The sequence below is a fragment of the Streptomyces sp. NPDC051738 genome (assembly GCF_044453205.1).
Classification (GTDB): Bacteria; Actinomycetota; Actinomycetes; order Streptomycetales; family Streptomycetaceae; genus Streptomyces.
Window position 1 is genome coordinate 453748 of record NZ_JBITCM010000001.1, and the last position, 17691, is coordinate 471438.

General features: G+C 69.4%; 18 protein-coding genes and 2 pseudogenes. 7 read left to right on the top strand and 13 right to left on the bottom strand.

What is annotated here, in order from left to right:
- Window positions 1-35: 35 nt before the first annotated feature.
- From ACIA8X_RS01960 to ACIA8X_RS01985, 6 genes are all read right to left on the bottom strand, one after another.
- Window positions 36-1676, bottom strand: coding sequence for an IclR family transcriptional regulator C-terminal domain-containing protein (locus ACIA8X_RS01960; protein WP_399457564.1), 1641 nt, complete (start codon window positions 1674-1676; stop codon window positions 36-38).
- A 269-nt stretch (window positions 1677-1945) separates the two neighbouring features.
- Window positions 1946-2839, bottom strand: a complete 894-nt coding sequence (locus ACIA8X_RS01965) for an alpha/beta hydrolase (RefSeq protein ID WP_399457565.1) — start codon at window positions 2837-2839, stop codon at window positions 1946-1948.
- 145 nt (window positions 2840-2984) lie between these two features.
- Window positions 2985-3818, bottom strand: coding sequence for an ABC transporter ATP-binding protein (locus ACIA8X_RS01970; RefSeq protein WP_399457566.1), 834 nt, complete (start codon window positions 3816-3818; stop codon window positions 2985-2987).
- Window positions 3819-3831: 13 nt separating this feature from the next.
- The gene (locus tag ACIA8X_RS01975; protein ID WP_399457567.1) at window positions 3832-4623 is read right to left on the bottom strand and encodes an ABC transporter permease; all 792 of its coding nucleotides are present in this window, start codon (window positions 4621-4623) and stop codon (window positions 3832-3834) included.
- Window positions 4624-4627: 4 nt separating this feature from the next.
- Window positions 4628-5380 carry an ABC transporter permease gene (locus ACIA8X_RS01980; protein WP_399457761.1) on the bottom strand — a complete coding sequence of 251 codons (753 nt, stop codon included), beginning with the start codon at window positions 5378-5380 and terminating at the stop codon, window positions 4628-4630.
- A 116-nt stretch (window positions 5381-5496) separates the two neighbouring features.
- Complete coding sequence (locus ACIA8X_RS01985; RefSeq protein WP_393449981.1) at window positions 5497-6474, bottom strand: ABC transporter substrate-binding protein; 978 nt, start codon at window positions 6472-6474, stop codon at window positions 5497-5499.
- 606 nt (window positions 6475-7080) lie between these two features.
- On the opposite strand from ACIA8X_RS01985, the gene ACIA8X_RS01990 reads away from it, so the two are divergent.
- The 3 genes from ACIA8X_RS01990 (at window position 7081) to ACIA8X_RS02000 (ending at window position 8692) form a co-directional block, all read left to right on the top strand.
- Window positions 7081-7680 carry a hypothetical protein gene (locus tag ACIA8X_RS01990; RefSeq protein ID WP_399457568.1) on the top strand — a complete coding sequence of 200 codons (600 nt, stop codon included), beginning with the start codon at window positions 7081-7083 and terminating at the stop codon, window positions 7678-7680.
- A 66-nt stretch (window positions 7681-7746) separates the two neighbouring features.
- Complete coding sequence (locus ACIA8X_RS01995; RefSeq protein ID WP_399457569.1) at window positions 7747-8295, top strand: hypothetical protein; 549 nt, start codon at window positions 7747-7749, stop codon at window positions 8293-8295.
- Window positions 8285-8692 (top strand): hypothetical protein, encoded by a 408-nt coding sequence (locus ACIA8X_RS02000; RefSeq protein WP_005483543.1) that lies wholly within the window; start codon window positions 8285-8287, stop codon window positions 8690-8692. Before ACIA8X_RS01995 ends, ACIA8X_RS02000 begins: the two co-directional genes overlap by 11 nt.
- A 96-nt stretch (window positions 8693-8788) precedes the next feature.
- Here ACIA8X_RS02000 and ACIA8X_RS02005 read toward each other — a convergent pair whose 3' ends face one another.
- Both ACIA8X_RS02005 and ACIA8X_RS02010 read right to left on the bottom strand, forming a co-directional pair.
- On the bottom strand, window positions 8789-9262 hold the full coding sequence (locus tag ACIA8X_RS02005) for a hypothetical protein (RefSeq protein WP_399457570.1): 474 nt from the start codon (window positions 9260-9262) through the stop codon (window positions 8789-8791).
- 41 nt (window positions 9263-9303) lie between these two features.
- On the bottom strand, window positions 9304-9975 hold the full coding sequence (locus ACIA8X_RS02010; protein ID WP_399457571.1) for an SDR family NAD(P)-dependent oxidoreductase: 672 nt from the start codon (window positions 9973-9975) through the stop codon (window positions 9304-9306).
- Window positions 9976-10124: 149 nt separating this feature from the next.
- Here ACIA8X_RS02010 and ACIA8X_RS02015 point away from each other — a divergent pair, with 149 nt between their 5' ends.
- Complete coding sequence (locus ACIA8X_RS02015) at window positions 10125-10817, top strand: TetR/AcrR family transcriptional regulator (protein WP_393450002.1); 693 nt, start codon at window positions 10125-10127, stop codon at window positions 10815-10817.
- Window positions 10818-11174: 357 nt separating this feature from the next.
- Here ACIA8X_RS02015 and ACIA8X_RS02020 read toward each other — a convergent pair whose 3' ends face one another.
- On the bottom strand, window positions 11175-12095 hold the full coding sequence (locus ACIA8X_RS02020) for a LysR family transcriptional regulator (protein WP_393450005.1): 921 nt from the start codon (window positions 12093-12095) through the stop codon (window positions 11175-11177).
- Between the two features lie 277 nt (window positions 12096-12372).
- Here ACIA8X_RS02020 and ACIA8X_RS02025 point away from each other — a divergent pair, with 277 nt between their 5' ends.
- A complete protein-coding gene (locus tag ACIA8X_RS02025) occupies window positions 12373-13446 on the top strand; it encodes an acyl-CoA dehydrogenase family protein (protein WP_393454745.1) in 1074 nt (357 codons plus the stop codon).
- A gap of 55 nt (window positions 13447-13501) precedes the next feature.
- Window positions 13502-13993 carry a flavin reductase family protein gene (locus ACIA8X_RS02030; RefSeq protein ID WP_393454742.1) on the top strand — a complete coding sequence of 164 codons (492 nt, stop codon included), beginning with the start codon at window positions 13502-13504 and terminating at the stop codon, window positions 13991-13993.
- Window positions 13994-14702: 709 nt separating this feature from the next.
- Here the strand turns inward: ACIA8X_RS02030 and ACIA8X_RS02035 are convergent.
- Window positions 14703-14909 (bottom strand): annotated as a pseudogene (locus ACIA8X_RS02035) (FMN reductase); the annotation flags it as partial.
- Between the two features lie 84 nt (window positions 14910-14993).
- On the opposite strand from ACIA8X_RS02035, the pseudogene ACIA8X_RS02040 reads away from it, so the two are divergent.
- A pseudogene (locus ACIA8X_RS02040) lies at window positions 14994-15212 on the top strand (TetR family transcriptional regulator); the annotation flags it as partial.
- A gap of 289 nt (window positions 15213-15501) precedes the next feature.
- On the opposite strand, the gene ACIA8X_RS02045 reads toward ACIA8X_RS02040, so the two are convergent.
- Genes ACIA8X_RS02045 through ACIA8X_RS02055 form a run of 3 tightly spaced genes read right to left on the bottom strand, consistent with a single transcriptional unit; the run spans window position 15502 to window position 17650 of the window.
- The gene (locus ACIA8X_RS02045; protein ID WP_399457572.1) at window positions 15502-16269 is read right to left on the bottom strand and encodes an SDR family NAD(P)-dependent oxidoreductase; all 768 of its coding nucleotides are present in this window, start codon (window positions 16267-16269) and stop codon (window positions 15502-15504) included.
- The gene (locus ACIA8X_RS02050; RefSeq protein WP_393454736.1) at window positions 16266-17456 is read right to left on the bottom strand and encodes an NAD(P)/FAD-dependent oxidoreductase; all 1191 of its coding nucleotides are present in this window, start codon (window positions 17454-17456) and stop codon (window positions 16266-16268) included. Before ACIA8X_RS02050 ends, ACIA8X_RS02045 begins: the two co-directional genes overlap by 4 nt.
- Window positions 17453-17650 (bottom strand): ferredoxin, encoded by a 198-nt coding sequence (locus tag ACIA8X_RS02055; RefSeq protein WP_004003374.1) that lies wholly within the window; start codon window positions 17648-17650, stop codon window positions 17453-17455. The genes ACIA8X_RS02050 and ACIA8X_RS02055 overlap by 4 nt, the downstream gene beginning before the upstream one ends.
- Between the last annotated feature and the right edge of the window lie 41 nt (window positions 17651-17691).

Here is a 17691-nt window from a genome sequence, read left to right on the forward strand (position 1 = left end):
CCGAACACCCCGGCCGTCGCGCGGCGGTGGCGCCGTCAGGTCTTGGTCGAGGAAACCGGCCCCAGGTCACGTTCGATACCTGCCGCCGCGGCGTGGAGCGCGGGCAGGACCTCCTCGAGGCATTCGGTGACCGAACGCCGACTGGAGTGCATGGCGACGTTGATCGCGGCGCGCACCTTGCCGTCCCGGCTGCGGACCGGCACAGCCATCGAGCGCAGACCGACTTCGAGTTCCCCGTCGACCAGGGCGTATCCGTCGTCGTCGGCCTGTGCTACAAGCCGGATCAGTTCATTGACATCCGTCACCGTCTGCGCGGTGAGAGACGTCGGAGCTGAGGAGGCGAGGATCGCGGCGTATTCGTTCCTGGGCAGGCCGGCGAGCAGTACGCGGCCCATCGCGGTGGCGTACGCGGGCAGTCGTGTGCCCACTGTGGCGTGGACCGTCATCAGGCGGGCGGGGGCAGCGCGGGCGACGTAAAGGATCTCCGAACCGGAGAGCACTGTCATGGACGCGGAGTCGGAGAGCCGGTGGGACAGGGCCGTGAGATGAGGTTGGGCCAATTGCGCCGGTGACAGACGCGACAACGGAGCGTAGCCCAGCGAGAGGATCGCGGCGTTGGGCCGGTACAGCCCGTCCTGACCGGTGACATACCCGAGGTGGTCCAGCGTGATCAGCGCGCGCCGTACGGTTGCCCGTGGCAGGCCGGTGAGACGGGCTATCTCGGCATTTCTGAGGGCGTCGCGGCCCGGGCCGAAGGCGGTCAGCACGCTCAGACCGCGGGCGAGGGACTCGATGATTCCGCGCCCGGACTTGGAGACTTCGGTATCGAGCGGTGGTCTGACCGCCGCGGCCGGTGGTTCCGGCGGCGGTGTGCGCAGTTGTTGTTCCATGTCTGCCACGGCGCTCCGCACAGCGGGCAGCGCGGCCCGTGCCAGCGCTTCCGCGCTCGGGTAGCGTCCGATGAGGCTGACCACGTTCACCACGCACACCAGGTCCCCGTCCGGGGCATGGACGGGGTGGCCGAGGGCGATCAGGCCGGGCTCCAGCCACTGGTCGTCGAGAGACCAGCCGTTGGCCTTCGCGGCGGTGGCGCGTTCGCGGAGATCGTCCGTACACGCCTCGATGAGGTTCCCGCCGCGCACGCAGGGGTGGTGCGCCCGGTGGTGTTCCCATTCGGCGGGGCTCCAGGTGGCGGCCAGCAGCGCGCCCGGCGCCGAGGCGTCGAGTGGCAGCCTGTCGCCGATGCTGCAGACGATTCCCATCCGCCGGTCGCGCTCCGCCGAGTGGACGAAATGGGCGCCGTGCCGGTCCGGCACGGTCAGGGTGACCCCCTCGTCAAGTTCCTCGGCCAGCGCGTCGGCCCGTGGTCCCAGGAGTTCGGGAATCCTGGCAGCAGTCAGGTAAGCGTTGCCCAGCTCCATCAGTGGCGGGGCCAGCACGGCTCTACGCCCCTCGATGTGGACGTAGCCCATGGCGCCGAGGGTGACGGTGATGCGGTCGAGGGTGGCCCGTGCGAGGCTTGTGCGGTTCGCGAGCTCTTGCAGGTCCTCCTGCCCGCCGGCGTCCGCAAGAGCCTTGAGGACGGCGATCCCACGTATCAGAGGGCCGACCGCCTCGGTGGGCACCTGCTCCGTTGCGGCGCCGTCCACCTCACTGGCCGCGACCTCGGCCGTCATGCCGTCACTCCTTGCTTCGGTGCAGGCAACAGTAGCCGATCAGTCCTCCAGAGGGCCTGGGAGTCCGGGTCGCTCCGCCAAGGACGGGCGACGGAGCGCGGTTGTATCGGTCGGAAACCGGCGACGCAGAAATCCCTGGTACGAGTGTGTGTTCCGGGAGGCGATCCACCGGCTCGACGAGATTGAGCCGGCCTGCCTGGACCGTCGACGGGCGGGAGGCCGTCCCCGCCCGCTCGTCCGTGAATGCGTCGCCGACCGGAGCGCCGGTGTCAGTCGTTGAGTGCGCTGCGCAAGGTGGTGGCCATCAGATCGATGGCCTGTTTCGCCGCCGGCACCGGGCCGGTGTGGGTGAAGTAGTGGTCGACCCCCTCGAAGACACGGTGGGTGACCGGGACGCCGGCGGCCTCCAGAGCCTTGGCATAGGCGTCGCCTTCGTCGCGCAGGCGGTCGTTCTCCGCGGTGATGACCAGGGCGGGAGGAAGTCCGGCGAGGTCGTCGGAGAGTGCGGGAGAGACGAGGGGATGCGCGCGGTCGGCGGGATTCGAGACGTAGGCGGCGGTGAAGATCCGCATGAGCTGAGGGCTGAGCAGCGGTTTGGCTATGAGGGACTGCTTGGTGGCCGGGTCGGCGAGCTGGTCGAGCGGTGCGGAGTCGATGATCTGGAGGCGGGGCGAGAAGGTGCCGCGGTCCCGGGCCAGGCGGCAGACCGCGGCGGTCAGGTTGGCTCCGGCACTGTGCCCGCCCACCGCGAGGCGCGAACCGTCCCAGCCGCCCTCGGGACCGTGCTCGGCGACCCACGCGGTGACGTCGTACGCCTGGGTCACGGGACCGGGGAACTGCCGCTGCGGGGCGACGGCGTAGTCCACGTTGATCACCACACAGCCGGCCGTGGCGGCGATGGAGCGGCAGATGTGGTCGTCCTGCTCCGGGCGGCCGACCACGAAACCACCGCCGTGGAAGTTGACGTACACGGGAGCGAGGGATCCGGTCGTGGCCGGCGGGCGGTAGACGGTGCAGGTCACCGGTCCGGCACCGGTCTCCACCCGGAGGGTTTCGGTGCGCTTCGGGACGTCGGTGAAGCGCAGGTCCTTGTGCACGCGGGACATCATGCGGCCGAGCAGCAGTTGGATGCCTCTGGCCTGGACTCTTGAACTGAACGCCATGGCGTTGCCCACTTCTTCACGGTTCGAATGACAGGTTGGAGGGGCGGAGAGCACCGAGCCGACCACCGCGCGCGCCGCCGTACCTCGTGGCGCATCACCAGGGGTGCGTGCAGTGTCACGGGCCGGCCCCGTGCCGTGCGGTGTGTCAGGCCCCGGCCTCCTGTGCGGCGAAGTCCTTGCTGCGGTCGGGCGCCTCCGTGTCCGTGTCGCCGCTGAGGTGTTTCGCGCGTTGGATCTGTTCGTAGACGTGCGCGCGCAGTTCGGCGAATCGCGTGCTGGAGCGGGTGTGCAACTGGTCGCGCTCGTCGGGAAGATCGATGGTCAGATCCTCCTGCACGACGGTCGGCGACTTGGACAGGATGATGGTCCGCTGGCCGAGGTAGACCGCTTCGTCGATGTCATGGGTGACGAACAGGACGGTGACGCCCAGGTCGTGCCACAGGCGCCTGATGAGGTCCTCCAGCTCGGCGCGCGTCTGTGCGTCGACGGCCGCGAACGGCTCGTCCATCAGCAGCACCTTCGGTTCGAACGCGACGGCGCGGGCGATCGCGACGCGCTGCTGCATTCCTCCCGAGAGTTGCCAGGGGTAGGCATGGTGGGCATCGGCGAGACCGACCACCTCCAGCGCGTGGTCGACCAGTTCCTTCTCCCTGGCCTTGCCCAGCTTCTTGCGGCGAAGCGGCAGGGCCACGTTGTCGCGCACGTTCATCCAGGCGAACAGGGACCGGCCGTACTCCTGGAACACGACGGCCATGGCGGGTGGCGGTCCCGCGATGGGACGGCCTTCCAGACGGACTTCGCCGCTGGTGGGGTCGAGCAGCCCCGCCATGCATTTCAGCAGAGTCGTCTTGCCGCACCCCGACGGTCCGACCAGACACACCAGTTCTCCGGCAGCGATATGAAAGGTCAGGTTCCGCAGAGCTTCGACGCTGCGGTTGCGTCCGGTGTAGATCTTCTGCAGATTGCGTACGTCGAGCATCGACGTCTCCTTGTCAGGGATTGCGCTGAGCCCGGCGCAGGCCGTGGTACCAGGCCAGGACCTGGTTCTCCGTGAACCGGAAGAGCAGCGACAGGACGAAACCGAGCAGGCCGAGCAGCAGGACGCCGCTCCACATCTCGGGGATGGCGAAGGACCGCTGGAACTGCACGACGGCGAACCCGAGTCCGTTGCTGGCGGCGAACATCTCGCTGATGACCATGAGGATGATGCCGATCGACAGGGACTGACGCATGCCGGTGACGATCTGCGGGCTCGCCGAGCGCAGTACCAGGTGCCACAGGCGTCGAGTGCCGGTGATGCCGTACGAGCGGCAGGTGTCGCTGAGTACCTCGTCGACGGCACGGACACCCTCGACCGTGTTGAGCAGGATCGGCCACATGCACCCGCTGACGATGACGAGCACCTTCATGGTGTCGCCGATGCCCGCGAAGAGCATGATGATCGGTACCAGCACCGGGGGCGGTATGGCCCTGAAGAGCTCCATGACCGGCTCCAGGAAGTCGCGCACGAGGCGGCTCATGCCGATCACCAGCCCCAGCCCGACTCCGACGATGACGGCCAGCAGATAGCCGGCGGTCAGCCGAATCACGCTGGGCACCACGTCGGATGCCAGCCGCTCGCCCGTCCAGACGTCTGCGAATCTCCCCAGGATGGTGGAGAGCGGAGGGCTGTAGAAGTCGGTGCTGCCGGCGGTGAGGGACCACCACAGTCCGAACAGGACCAGGGGCAGGCCCAGGACCAGCGAGGCCCGACGGGCCGCGTTGAGGACAGTCGTCCGGATCATCCGGCTACCCTTCCCTGCGGATGGACTGATGCCAGTGCAGCGCCCGCCGCTCGACGGCACGGGCCACCAGGTTGATCGCGATGCCCAGCAGCCCGGTGACCAGGACCAGGGCGTAGACGTCGGGTACCGCGCCGGAGGTCTGGGCGACAGCGATCTGGTTGCCCAGCCCAGGCGAGCCGATGACGAGTTCGGCGGTGATCGCCAGGACCAGCGCCACGGTGGCGGCCAGCCGTACGCCCGTCATCACATACGGCAGCGCGGTGGGCCACATGACGTGGCGCACCCGTCCCCACGTGCCCAGCTGGTAGCTGCGGGCGGTGTCGTCGGCGACCGGGTCGACGTCCTGCATCCCGGCCAGCACCTGGACGAGGACCTGCCAGAAGGAGGCGTACACCACCAGCAGCAGTTTCGATCTCAGGTCCGTGCCGTAGAGCAGTACGGCCACCGGGATCAGCGCCACCGACGGGATGGGCCGCAGGAACTCGATCGTCGAGGCGGTCGCCGCCCGCAGCACGGGCACCGATCCGATCACGATGCCCGCCGTCACGCCCGCCACGACGGCGATGGCCAGTCCGATACCCCACCCGGTCAAGGTGTCGCCGAGCGCGGTCCAGAACGCGTCCTCGGCGAGCACCTGCCACAGGGCCCGGCCCATCTCCGACGCGGGCGGGAGGTAGTCGGCGGAGACCAGACCGGTGTGGGGCAGCACTTGAAGCAGGACCACCACGCCCACCAGGCCCGCTGCCCCACGCAACATCGTGGCGGCCTTCCCCGGAGAGCGCCGGGCACGTCGCGTGTCCGGCCCGTCGGGACCGCTGACGGTCCCGACGGCGCCGCCGCTCTTCGTCAGTACAGAGGTGCTCTGGGAACCGCTCATGAGAACAGGGCGTCCAGGTCGGGCTTCTTGCCGCCGAAGAGGCCGTCCTGCTCGCCGAGGGAGGCGAGCTTCTCCAGGGACTTCATGTCGTACTCCGCGGTCCAGCTCGGCAGCGTCAGGTTCTTCAGCACCTCACCGCTGATCTTGGTGTAGGTGGTGAGGATCTGGCGCGCTTCGTCGGGGTGTTCCGCGGCGTACTCCAGGGACTCGGTCATCGCCTCGGTGAACTTCTTCACCAGCTCGGGGTCCTCCTGCGCCAGCTTGGTGGAGGCGAAGTACGTCGCGACGGTGAGCTTCGGGTCGGTGTCGGCGAACGGGGACGCCACGACACGGGCGCCCTGTCCCTTGGCGATGGTCAGCGCCGGCTCGGCCATCCAGGCGGCGTCGACCCGTCCGCTGTCCAGCGCGGCCGGCATCTGGTCGAACGGCAACTCGACGAACTTGACCTTCGAGGGGTCTCCTCCGTCCTTGCGCACCGACTCCTGGACGGTGGTGTCCCCGATGTTCTTGAGGGTGTTGACAGCCACCGTCTTCCCGGCGAGGTCCTTCGCGGACTTGACCTTGCTGTCCCTCTGGACCGCGACTCCCGTGACGTCCTTCCCGGTGACGCCGGTGGAGGCGACACCATTGACCACGGACTTGACCGGCACACCCTTGGACTGCGCGATCATCAGCGAGGTGACGTTGCTGAACCCGAACTGGAACTCGCCGCTCACGACACCGGGGATGATCGCGGCACCACCCTGGGCGGTCACCAACTCCAGCTCGATGCCGCGACTGCTGAAGAAGCCCTTCTTCTCTCCCAGATACAGCGGCGCCACATCGACGATGGGAATGACCCCTACCTTGACCTGCGTTGCCTTGCCCCCGCCCGAGGGCGAGGAACCGCCTGCCCCAGAAGACGAGGATCCGCATCCGGTCGCGGCCGTGAACGTGACCGCTGCTATGGCAAGCCCGATGATGCCTCTTCGCATGGGCCTCTCCTGACGAGTGTGTGCGCTGTGCGAAATATTGTCCGTATCCCGAACGGTAGCGGGAGGCTATGGCCGGGTTCGCGGTGCGTCAATAGGTGGCGTGACACGGGTAGTGCTTGGTCAGGCAGGCGCGCGGCGAGCCGGATCCCCGCCACCGGCCGAAGTGCACTCCTCTGTCGGGGCGTTGCTGGTGTGCCGAGATCATCGCTCGGTCCGTAGCAAGGCTGTGCCGTTGGCCGTTCCGTCAGCGGCCTGACCCGAGCGGTGGGCGACCGTGCCGGACGTCTCGCCCAGCCGCGAGGTGCCACCGAGCGGCACCTTTCACCTTTCGACTTCTACGGAGGTGTGAGCAGTGCGAGTGGCGGCCAGGCGCAGGTCCGTGCGGAGATCGAGCGGGACCGCATCGCTGGGGCCGGCCGCCGCATGCCAGGAGTCGTCGATCGCCGAGGGGAAGAGGGCACGGGCGGCACGAAGGGTCGCCGCCGCGGGGGCAGTGGCCTGCGTCTTTTCTTCCGCGACCCATTGCCTCCGCGCTTCGGCGAGCCTCGGCTGGATTGGAGGAGTCAGGGCCACACCATCACATCTACGTTGTGCCGCCTCGCCGAGATGGGGCTGCCCGTCATCGAGGGCGCACCGCTGGACGCGCCGGTCACCGGGCGGTTGGACGGCCGGCCCTGGCGCGACGCGGCCATCGACTACACCGAGGCCGGCTTCCTTCCCCGGCACCTGGGCACGGCCTGCTTCATCGTGATCAGCTACCTGTCGGGGATGCGGGCAGGCGAAGTCCTCAGCCTGGAACGCGGCTGCGTCGAACGAGACCAAGCCCACGGCCTGGTCCTCCTGCGCGGCAGACACTGGAAAGGTGTCCGCGACGCTGCCGGCGACAAGATGCCTGAGGGTGAGATCCGGGCCGATCCGTGGGTCGTCACCGAGGTCGTCGCTACCGCCGTCGCCGTCCTGGAACGGCTGCACACGAGCACCTGGCTGTTCCCGGCGACGTTGTTCACCGACGGCCGTGACGGCGCGACCATCCTGCGCAGCCGCGTCGGCGGCTCCCGGTCGGAGACCCGGATCAACCACGACATCGCCGAGTTCCTGGCCTGGGTCGAGACCTACTGCACCGAGCACGGCCGCAGTGACCGCATCCCGCCCGACCCGGTCCACCCGGTCATCTACTCCGCTCGCCTGCGCCGCACTCTGGCCTGATTCATCGTCCGCCGGCCGCGGGGCCTGGTCGCCGCCGCGATCCAATACGGACATCTCCGCGTCCAGATGACCCTCGGCTACGCCGGAAGCTACGCCTCGGGCTTCCCCGACGACCTCGCGTTTGAGGACTGGTTGGCCCGGTTGGACACTCTCGCCGACGCACACCAGCGCCTACGTGAAGGCGAGCAGGTCAGCGGCCCGGCAGCCGAGACCTACCAGCACCGCGTCCAGGCCGCCACGCGCTTCGCCGGGAGAGTCCTGCGCACCAAGCGGCACGCCAACGCCATGCTCACCAACCCCGACTTGCAGATCTTCCCCGGCAAGGGCATGACCTGCGTCCTGGACCCGAAGCGAGCAGCCTGCCGCCTGCGGAGCGAGGAGGACGGCACCCGCCGCACCCCCGACCTCGACGACTGCCGCCCGAACTGCGTCAACATCGCGCGGACCGATCGCGACATCGAACACGTCCACGTCCAGATCGAGCGGCTACGGCCGCTCGTCGACGACCCGCTGGCTCCCGCCTTCCGACACGCCCGCGAACAGCACGAGCTCGACCGCCTGGAACGCATCGTCACCGCCCACGACCACACTGGAGAACCCCACGATGGCCACTGACCGCGACGCCGAACGCGACGCCATCACCGCAGCGATCCAGCGGCTGTTCGACGGCCGTCCAATCCGGTCCACGGGGGCGCTCACCACGCTGCAACTCGCCGCAGAGGCAGGCGTCAAGCGCTGGGTCCTCACGCATAAGCACGTCGACTTGAAAGAAGAGTTCACCCGCCGAAAGTCCGAGGCGAACGGCATCCCGCCCGCGTTCCAGCATCTGCACGCCCGCCCAGCAGACGCCGAAGCCGTCGCCCGCGCACTGCGGGAGGACAACGGCCGGCTCCGCGAGCGCGTCGCCGTCTATGCCCAGGTCATCCACGAACTCCGCACCGAGCTGGACCGGCGTACCGACAACAGCACCCAGCCCAGCCCCGTCCGGAGCCTCCCCACCAGCATCACCTGACGCGCGAGGCGGTCGCGGCGCTGACCCTTTCCCAAGCCTGGTACGTGTCACAAGAACTGCGATGCGTGTCTGGGATGGGGAACTCCGTCGACCGCATCAGCCGGTCGAGTGGTACCGGCCCGGCCGCTCGGGCTCCATCCGGAAGCATACGAAGCGGGTCTTCGCGGCGGCCGTGCGTAGCTCGTCGTCGGTGGGCTGCCGGTCGCCTGGGAGGCCGAGCATCAGCCCCTTGGCGGCCTTGGGCCCTTTGCGCCGGCCGAACTCAGCCAGCAGGGCGGCGACTTCCTCAGGGTCCTCGACGACCGTCGGGACGGCGCCGTGGTCCTGGCCCCGGATGCGCAGCCGGACGGCGGACCCTTGGCGCATGCTGGGGATCCAGCCGAGCTGGGAGGACATGGCGAGCACCGTGCCGGGATCCCAGTCGAAGTAGCCGATGGGGACCGTGAATTGGCGACCCGTCCTGTGCCCCTTGTACGTGAGCAGCATCAGGCGCCCGCTCAGCGGCTTGTGGAAGCGGGAGGCGAGCAGCGGCCGTACGATCTTGTTGGCGGCTCGGAAGATCTTCACCATGGGTGGCCTGGCCGTGTTCGCCGCAGGTGTGCCGGAGGTGCTCATCTGATGCCGCCGGGGGCGGTGTGGACGATCTCGGCCTGGTCGCGCTTGGTGTAGGCGTCCCAGTAGTGCTCGGCGATGGTCTCGGGCTCGGTGCCGGGACCGCTGCCGATGAACACCCCGATCGCCACGTGTGCGGCGTGCACCCCGTGCTCGGCGAGGTCGATGCCCAGGGCCATGGCGTAGTTGCGCAGGGCCGCCGCCGCGACGCCGATGCTGCCGAACGCGCCGCCGCTCGGCCGGATGGAGGAGGCGCCCGTGGAGAACAGCAGGGTGCCACTGCCGCGTTCGAGCATGGCGGGCAGCACCTGACGGACCGCGGCAACGGCTCCGTACAGGTAGTAGTCGAGCTGCTTGTGGAGGTCCTGCGCCGTGGCGTCGACGGCGGCGGCACCGGAGAAAGCGGGGTCGGCGGGCGAGTACTCCAGTACGTCGACGGCCCCGAACCGGTCGGCGACCGCGGCGAGCGCCGACTGCAGCGAGTCGGGACGCGTCACGTCCGCGGCGAAGCCTGCGGCCTCGATGCCGTCCTCGGCGAGCTGTGCGGCGAGCGCGTCGAGCTTGTCCTTCGTCCGGGAGACCAGGGCGACCTGGAAACCCTCCGTTCCGAAGCGGCGGGCGATGGACAGGCCCAGTCCGGGGCCTGCCCCGATGACGGCGATGACGGGCATGGGTGGTGCTCCTGTGGTCGGACGGGCTGGACGGATGAGGGGCGCCTCCCGCCACGACAGCGGTCAGAACTGAAAGTCGAGGGCAGCCTCATGTTCTTGGATCGTAGCAGAGAACATGAGGCATCCCTCCGGTTGGTAGCCTGAGTGACATGGCCATCGACCGTCCGTCCGCCTCCGCCGGGAACCCGGCCCCTGTCCGCCCCCTGCGGCGCGACGCGCAGCGCAATCGCGAGGCCCTGCTCACCGCGGCCCGCTCCTGCTTCGCCGAGCAGGGCCTGGAGGCCCCCCTGGAGCAGGTGGCCAAGCGGGCTGGGGTGGCCATCGGCACGCTGTACCGGCACTTCCCCACCCGGCTGGACCTGGTGCAGGCGACCTTCGCCGAGAAGCTGGCCCTCTGGCGGGAAGCCGCCGAGAAGGCCGTCACCATGGACGACGCCTGGGCGGGGCTGTGCCACTTCCTGGAGACCATGTGCGAACTCCAGTCACAGGACCGGGGGTTCAACGACCTGGCCTCCATGCGGCTGCCGGAGAGCGCCTGCCTGGCGGGCACCCAGACCCGCATCCATGAACTCGGTGTGCACATCGTCGAGCGTGCGCAGGAGCAGGGCAGCCTGCGCCCCGACCTCACCCCCGAGGACCTTGCCTTCGTCATCTGGTCGCACAGCCGCGTCACCGAGGCCACCCACGCCATCGCCCCGGACGCCTGGCGCCGCCACCTTTACCTTCTGCTCGACGGCTTCCGAGCCGACCGCGCCCACGCGCTGCCGGCGCCGCCGCTCACCGAGGACCAGCTGTACCGCGCCATGATCAGCCTCGGCGGAAACGGGGCCTGCGGCGCCTGACCGTCGGCACGCGTCGTTGTCCCAAGGCGCCGCGGGGGTGCCCCTTCCCGGCGACCAGGCCGAGCCGGTACGTGTTCCGTCCCCGCGCCGCAGAGTTCGCGGAGGCGTTTGGTGACCTCCGCGCGCACCAGCGACACGGCGCGCTCGAAGGCCGCCTCGTCGGCGAAGCATGCGCACATCCAGACCACGTCCGGGTCCTCGCTGCTGACATGCATCAGGTAGAGCAGCCACGAAGCCACGCTCTACAAAGACCGCAACACAGTCGAGCGCGCCATCAACAAGCTCAAGGAAGGGCGGAGGCTGGCCACCCGCCACGACAAGACACTTCCTCAGCGGCGCACGGAAGCCCGGTCGGCGTCACGCCGAGGAGGCGGCAAGGGCCCGCGCGCTGCTGAAGGCAGCGGGCGTTGACCAGTCCTGTTGGCGAAGGAGGTCCAGCAGGGCGGTTTCGGCTGGCCCCGGGTCGTGACGCACGCCGACCAGGACCCGTTCGGAGAGGGCGGGGGCCAGCGGCCTGGCCAGCTGGGTATAGGGGGGCGGGACGGTGGAGGCGGGGACCATGGTCACACCCAGGCCATGCGCGACCAGTTGTACCGCCGTGGCGATCTGAGAGGCGCGTGCCACGGTCGAGGGAGTGATCCCGACGCGCCTGAGAACCTGGCCGATCTGTTCGTCCAGGAGGCCGCCACGGGTGAACCGCACCCAGCCCTCGCCGGCCAGGTCCTCCAGTCGTACGGAGTCTGCCCGGTGCAGGGGGTGTTGGGGAGGAAGGATCACGGCATACGGCTCCTCGCCCAGTTCGTGGACGTCGTAGCCGCACTCGGGTGCGAGGTGGTGGTACAGCACCAGATCGACCGTACCCAGGTGGTCGAGGTGTTCCATCTCCACCGGCGTGGGTTCTTCCACGAGAGTCACATGAAGGCGCGGATGGATGCACCGCAACTCTCCCAGGGCGGCGGCAAGCTGGTTGGTCGCCAGGCCGGTTGAGGCGACCACGAGGATTTCGCCCGTCAGATCGCCTCCGCTGGCACGTGCCGCGGCGCGGGCTCGGCGGGCGGCGCTCACGGCGATCTCGGCCTCTTTGAGGAAGGCCCGCCCGGCGACGGTCACCGCGACTCCGCGCGGGATCCGGGTGAAGATGCGGACGCCGAGATCCTTCTCCAGCGCCGCGACCTGATGGGAGACCGTGGGCTGGGCGACGCCGAGCCGGGCGGCGGCCGCAGTGACAGAGCCCTCTTCGGCCACGGCCAAGGCGTATTCGTACTGGCGCAGGTTCATCGGTTTCTCCTCACGTGACCCATAGAAGCATTCTATAGCACGTAAGCAAATGGACTATTTGCTTCTATGGATAGTCACTCATACCGTGATGCTCATGGCGCGGTCAACACGAGGAATTTCCCGGTGCCGCCGTTCTGAGGAGAAAGCCATGGGACAGAAATCGAAAATCACGGACAGTGAAATTCAGGAGCTTGTTGACAAAGCTGCGGAACTCGTTCCCCGGCTGGCTGAAATCGGCAACCGCTCGGACAGCCTGAGTGAGGACCCGACGGAGGCGATGAAGCTGCTCAATGAAGCCGGCTTCTGGCGTCTGCAGGTCCCGGCCGCATACGGCGGGTACAGCGACGGCAGCGTCGCGTTCGGCCTGGAGGCCCTGTACAAGATCTATCTGTCTATCGGTCGAGGAGACGCCGCCGTCCTGCTCAACACCGTCGTCGGCTCCGTTGTCCTGGCCGAGCTCTTCAGCAGCGATCTTCCCGAAGCGACCAAGCGTCAGGTGGCAGAGGACATCGCCACCGGCCGGAGGTTCCGCTTCGTCGCGTCCGCCTCCGAGACCGGTGTCGCCACCGGCCCGACCACCGCGCGCAAGGTCGACGGCGGCGTGCTGGTCAAGGGCACCAAGTCCTTCAACAGCAACAGCGGCAGCGCGGCCGAGGGCTACGCGAGCGTCTCCGCCCAACTGGAGGGCTCGACGTCCCTGGTCACCGCCCTGATCCCGCTCGATGCCCTGGCCGTTCGCCTCCACGGCGACTGGGACGTCATGGGCATGCGCGGCACTCAGAGCCAGCGCATCACCTACGACGACGTCTTCGTCCCCGACGGCTGGTACACCGTCCAGGCCACGCGCGACCCCCTACTGTTCCCCGTGGCACAGGCCGGCCAGGCGATCATCGTTCTCGGCCCTGCCTACGGGGCACTGGACGCGGCGATCGACTACGTCAGGGCCTCCACCACTCCCACCGTGAAGATCTACGACTCGATCCAGACCGACCCGTTCGTCCGCCGGCGCATAGGCGAGTTCCGCATCAAGCTGGACGCGGCCCGAGCCCTGCTGATGGAACTCGTCCGTGCCGTGGAGAACGCCGACGACAAAACCGAGATCGCCCAGCTCATGATCGACGCGCTCTCCGCCAAGACCGCCGCGACCAGCATCGCCGTCGAGGTCGCGTCCGGGATCGTCGACCTCACCGGGACCCGCAGCGCCGCCGCCAAGTACAACATCGACCGTTTCTGGCGCAACATCCGCACCTTCTCCCAGCACGACCCCAAGGTCGATGCGGCACAGTACTTCGTCGGCGGCTACCACCTGGCCGGAGAAGTCCCCGGCATGGAGGTCTACGTCCGTGTCTGACAGGCTCGCCGGCAATGACCGCCTCGCCCAGCGCGGTACAAGAAGGGAAACTCCCGTGACCGCACCCGACGACCTCGAACTCGCCGGACGCTTCCGGGAGGCCATGGCCTCTTTTCCCAGCGGCGTCACCATCGTGACCACGGTGGATGAGGACGGACGCCCCTGGGGGTTCACCGCGAGCGCCTTCTCCTCGGTCTCGGCCGAACCGCCGCTCGTCCTGGTGTGCCTGTCCCGGACCGCCGAGTGCCACCAGGTGTTCGAGCGCTCCACGCACTGGACCATCAACATCCTCAACGACGGCCACCAACCGCTCGCCCGCCGGTTCGCGACCCGCGGCGCGGACAAGTTCGCCGGCGACGAGTTCCACCTCGACCCCGAGGGCGTGCCCTACCTACCCGACGCGTCGGCGCGCCTGCACGTCTCCGCATACGACCGTCACGTCTCCGGCGACCACACCATCCTGGTGGGACGCGTGCACGACGTCCGACTCGGACAGGACCCGGCGACCGTCTACTTCCAACGCGGCTTCCACGCACTGGCTGGCTGAGTCCGTCCTTCCGGCGAGCCAACCATCAAGGGGCCGCACACTGACCCCAGGTGTGCGGCCTCGGCCCGAGAACGGCCGACCGCGGGTGCCGGCTCCTGCAGCGGCCTGCTTTGTCGGCGAGTCACTGTGCAGCCGGTGGCCTGTGCACCACCGCTCCTGGCGTACTCGGCGTCCGCATGCGGGCGATGCACCGGGCAGGACGGGCGGTAGCCCCGGCAGGCGCCGCAGTCGAAGTTCTCGAGCTCGACCTGGGACCGGCCGTCGGCGCAGAGCGGCGTGAAGGTGTAGCAGTCGCGGACTTCGGTGATCCGGCCGGCGCGGGAATCGAAGGCGTACTACTCGCGTCGCGCAGGAATCCGCCGAGCCTGGTCTTGTGGCGAGTTCCTTCCTGTCCATGGACGACCGCGGCCGAGCACGTGCCGGAGATGTTCGACTCCGATCTGCATGGGCGACGCTCCGGTCGAGAACGTCGTCGAGGCGTTCGTCCGGGACATCGAGGGCTACGCCAAGTTCGGCATGAGACGGTGATGCTGCGTCCGCGCACGGGTGAGCAGGCGGCCTGGATCGAGCAGTTCGTGGCCACGGCGGTGCGGCGCGCGGCCGAGCTGGGCTGAGACCGGGGAACGGAAGGAGCGAGCGAGCTGAGGCCGGGAACCGGAAGAAGGGCCGGAGCCTATGCGGCTTCGGCCCTCGATCATGCGTACATCGATCAGGCGGCGACGGACGCGGCCTCGCCGTGGATCCGACCGATGACCTCGACCAGCTGCGTGGCGACCTCGGCGTCGTCGGAGGGGTGCGTCTGTGCGAAACGGACCACGGAACCGGCGATGGACAGCTTGACGTCCTCCAGCACCCGGGCGCCGGCGATGCCCGCGGCCTTGCGGGTCGCGTTCTGCGCCCAGACGCCGCCGAACCGGACACGGTCAACGAGTGGGCACTGTGCATCGTCACACCGTCAGGCCCTACCCACCCAACAACGTGACAGCGCCGGCAGTCGCAGTGGCAGGCCGAGATGGCCGGCATCCTCGCCCGACGCGCCGGAGTGGAGCCCGACGCCGACCTGAGCCCCGCACTTGCCGCCGGTGTCGCCCTCACCGCGTTCCAGACCGGGCTGCGCCGCTGGGTGGACAGCGACGGCACCAAGGCCATGGACGAGCTGGTCGACCAGGCTTTCGCGATGATCACCCCGGCGCTCGACCTGAGCACGGACCCGAGCTGAACCTGCCTGCGGCCGGGCAGGCGTCGGTCCCGCTGTCGAGGCCGAGCGCCTCCAGCGGCTGCACCCGCAACTCTGACGTGCAGACGCTCCGCCGGGACATCGGCCCCGTCGGCTCGTGAGGGCCGCGCACACGGCCGGACCGTGCCCGCAGCGGGACGTGCACTCCGTCCTGTGCCGCGTCCGCGCCCGCACGAGGATCCGCTCGCCCCTTGGGAAGCGGTCTCACAGGGCATGGGCATGCGGTGTCCGGTCCCCGATGCGCGGGCCGGGCACCGCATGGGTGGCTGGGTCAGACGGCCGACCAGCCGTTGTCGACGGGGAGCACGGCGCCGCTGATGTTGCTCGCCGCGTCCGAGGAGAGGAACACGATGGCCGCGGCGACTTCCTCCGCCGCGGCCAAGCGGCCCACGTTCTCCCGGTAGCGGCCTACGATCGAGGCGCCGTCGCCGTCGAACGTGACGGTGTCGGTGATGTGGGTCCGGGTTCCGCCGGGGGCGATGGCGTTGACGCGGATGCCGCGGTCCCGGTACATGACCGCGGTCGACTTCGTCAGGCCGATGATCCCGTGCTTGGAGACGGTGTACGCGGTGCCGGCGGCGCTGCCGCGCAGAGCCGCCTCCGAGGCCGTGTTGACGATGGCGCCGTTGCCGCGGGCCAGCATGTGGGGCAGGGCGGCGCGGGTGAGCAGGAACGGAGCGGTGAGGTTGATCCGTATGACTCGCTCCCATTCCGCGTCGCTCACGTCGGCGGTTGCGGTCATGGTGTCCATGATTCCGGCGTTGTTGACGAGCACGCCGAGGTCGCCGAAGGACTCGACGGCGGTGGTGATGACCTCGTCGACCGTGCCCTGGTCGCTGAGGTCGCCGACGACCGTGCGGGCGGTGCCGCCGTTCGCCTCTATCTCCTTGGCGACGGCCTCGGCGCCGACGGGATTGATGTCCGCGACAAGAACTTGGGCCCCCAGGCTCGCGAACCGCAGCGCGGAAGCGCGTCCGATGCCGGACCCGGCGCCGGTGACGACGACGCCCCGTCCCTCGAAGTCGGTGGTGTCAGTCATGCTGCCGCTCCTTCCAGGAGGGATGTCGCCTGGCGCCAGGGGGTGCTAGCGGCGATGGCCTGCTGCCAGGGGCGGGTGGTCTTGGGCGGCATGCCGACTGCCAGGACGCCGGTGAGACGGTCGCCGGTGCGGTAGACGGCGGTGAACTTGCGTTCTTCCAGGCTGCCTTCGGCGATCCGCATCTCGTCGTGGCCGCGCAGGTAGCCGTAGGCGCGGATCTTCATGTCGTACTGGTCGGACCAGAAGTAGGGGACGGGCGCGAAGGGCCGCTGGACGCCCAGGAGGTTGCGGGCGGCGGCCATGCCCTGTTCGGCGGCGTTCGTACGGTGCTCGATGCGCATCGACGTGCCGAAGAGCGGGTTGTGCCAGCGGGCCACGTCGCCCGCGCCGTACACGCCGGGTGCGGCGGCGCAGAACTCGTCGCAGACCAGCCCGTCGTCGAGGGTGAGGCCGCTGCCGGTCAGCCACTCGGTGTTGGGCCGGGAACCGACGGCCACCAACACCGTGTCGGCCTCGACCACGCTGCCGTCGTCGAGGCGTACGCCGCCGGGGACGACCTCGCTGACCCCGGTCCCGGTGCGCAGGTCCACGCCGTGGTCGAGGTGGGCCTGGGCGAGCATGCGGCCGACGTCCTCGCCGACCGCATGGGCCAGCGGGACGGGCGCGGGTTCCAGGAGGGTCACCTGGGTGCCCAGGCCGGCCGCCACCGACGCGGCCTCGGCGCCGAGGAATCCGGCGCCGACCACGGCCAGTGTGCGGCCGGGGCCGAGGCGGTCCTTCAGGGCGACGGCGTCGTCCAGGGTGCGCAGGACGTGGGCCGGTGTGCCGGGCAGGCGCCGGGGGCGCACTCCGGTGGCCACGATCAGTCCGTCGTACGGCACCTCTGTACCGTCGGCCAGCAGCACGGTGCCCTCGGCGACACTCGCGCCTATGGCCTCGCGGCCGTAGCGGGCGTCCAGGTCAAGGGCGTCGAGGTCGGCCGGAGTCCGCAGGGGCAGTCGGTCGGGGGGCCAGGCGCCGGAGAGGATCTCCTTCGACAGGGGCGGGCGGTCGTAGGGGGCGGCGGGTTCGTCGCCGATGAGGGTGAGGGGGCCGGTGTGGCCCTCCCGGCGGAGGGTTTCGGCGGCGGCGAGGCCGGCCGCGGAGGCGCCGACGATGACCACGCGGCTGGTCGTGGTCGCGCTCACGACTCCTCCAGGCGGATGGCGGCCGCCGGGCAGACGGTGGCGGATTCGCGGACGGCGTCGTGGAGTTCGGCTGGCGGGGTGTCGTCGAGGAGGACGACCATGCCGTCCTCGTCCCGCTGGTCGAAGACGTCGGGGGCGAGCAGTACGCACTGGCCCGACGCGACGCACTTGGGGACGTCGACTTCTACATGCATGATGTTTCTTCCCTGCTCTCGGTGGGGGGATCGGGGGGTTG

Excerpts from the sequence above, each read along its gene's own strand:
- ACIA8X_RS02025 (WP_393454745.1), top strand. The coding sequence starts at position 12,373 with ATGAAGCTGCTCAATGAAGCCGGCTTCTGGCGTCTGCAGGTCCCGGCC.
- ACIA8X_RS02010 (WP_399457571.1), bottom strand. The coding sequence starts at position 9,975 with ATGCCCGTCATCGCCGTCATCGGGGCAGGCCCCGGACTGGGCCTGTCC.
- ACIA8X_RS02015 (WP_393450002.1), top strand. The coding sequence starts at position 10,125 with ATGGCCATCGACCGTCCGTCCGCCTCCGCCGGGAACCCGGCCCCTGTC.
- ACIA8X_RS01980 (WP_399457761.1), bottom strand. The coding sequence starts at position 5,380 with ATGTTGCGTGGGGCAGCGGGCCTGGTGGGCGTGGTGGTCCTGCTTCAA.
- ACIA8X_RS01995 (WP_399457569.1), top strand. The coding sequence starts at position 7,747 with ATGACCCTCGGCTACGCCGGAAGCTACGCCTCGGGCTTCCCCGACGAC.
- ACIA8X_RS01960 (WP_399457564.1), bottom strand. The coding sequence starts at position 1,676 with ATGACGGCCGAGGTCGCGGCCAGTGAGGTGGACGGCGCCGCAACGGAG.
- ACIA8X_RS02020 (WP_393450005.1), bottom strand. The coding sequence starts at position 12,095 with ATGAACCTGCGCCAGTACGAATACGCCTTGGCCGTGGCCGAAGAGGGC.
- ACIA8X_RS01990 (WP_399457568.1), top strand. The coding sequence starts at position 7,081 with ATGGGGCTGCCCGTCATCGAGGGCGCACCGCTGGACGCGCCGGTCACC.
- ACIA8X_RS02005 (WP_399457570.1), bottom strand. The coding sequence starts at position 9,262 with ATGGTGAAGATCTTCCGAGCCGCCAACAAGATCGTACGGCCGCTGCTC.
- ACIA8X_RS01975 (WP_399457567.1), bottom strand. The coding sequence starts at position 4,623 with ATGATCCGGACGACTGTCCTCAACGCGGCCCGTCGGGCCTCGCTGGTC.
- ACIA8X_RS01965 (WP_399457565.1), bottom strand. The coding sequence starts at position 2,839 with ATGGCGTTCAGTTCAAGAGTCCAGGCCAGAGGCATCCAACTGCTGCTC.
- ACIA8X_RS01970 (WP_399457566.1), bottom strand. The coding sequence starts at position 3,818 with ATGCTCGACGTACGCAATCTGCAGAAGATCTACACCGGACGCAACCGC.
- ACIA8X_RS02045 (WP_399457572.1), bottom strand. The coding sequence starts at position 16,269 with ATGACTGACACCACCGACTTCGAGGGACGGGGCGTCGTCGTCACCGGC.
- ACIA8X_RS01985 (WP_393449981.1), bottom strand. The coding sequence starts at position 6,474 with ATGCGAAGAGGCATCATCGGGCTTGCCATAGCAGCGGTCACGTTCACG.
- ACIA8X_RS02000 (WP_005483543.1), top strand. The coding sequence starts at position 8,285 with ATGGCCACTGACCGCGACGCCGAACGCGACGCCATCACCGCAGCGATC.
- ACIA8X_RS02055 (WP_004003374.1), bottom strand. The coding sequence starts at position 17,650 with ATGCATGTAGAAGTCGACGTCCCCAAGTGCGTCGCGTCGGGCCAGTGC.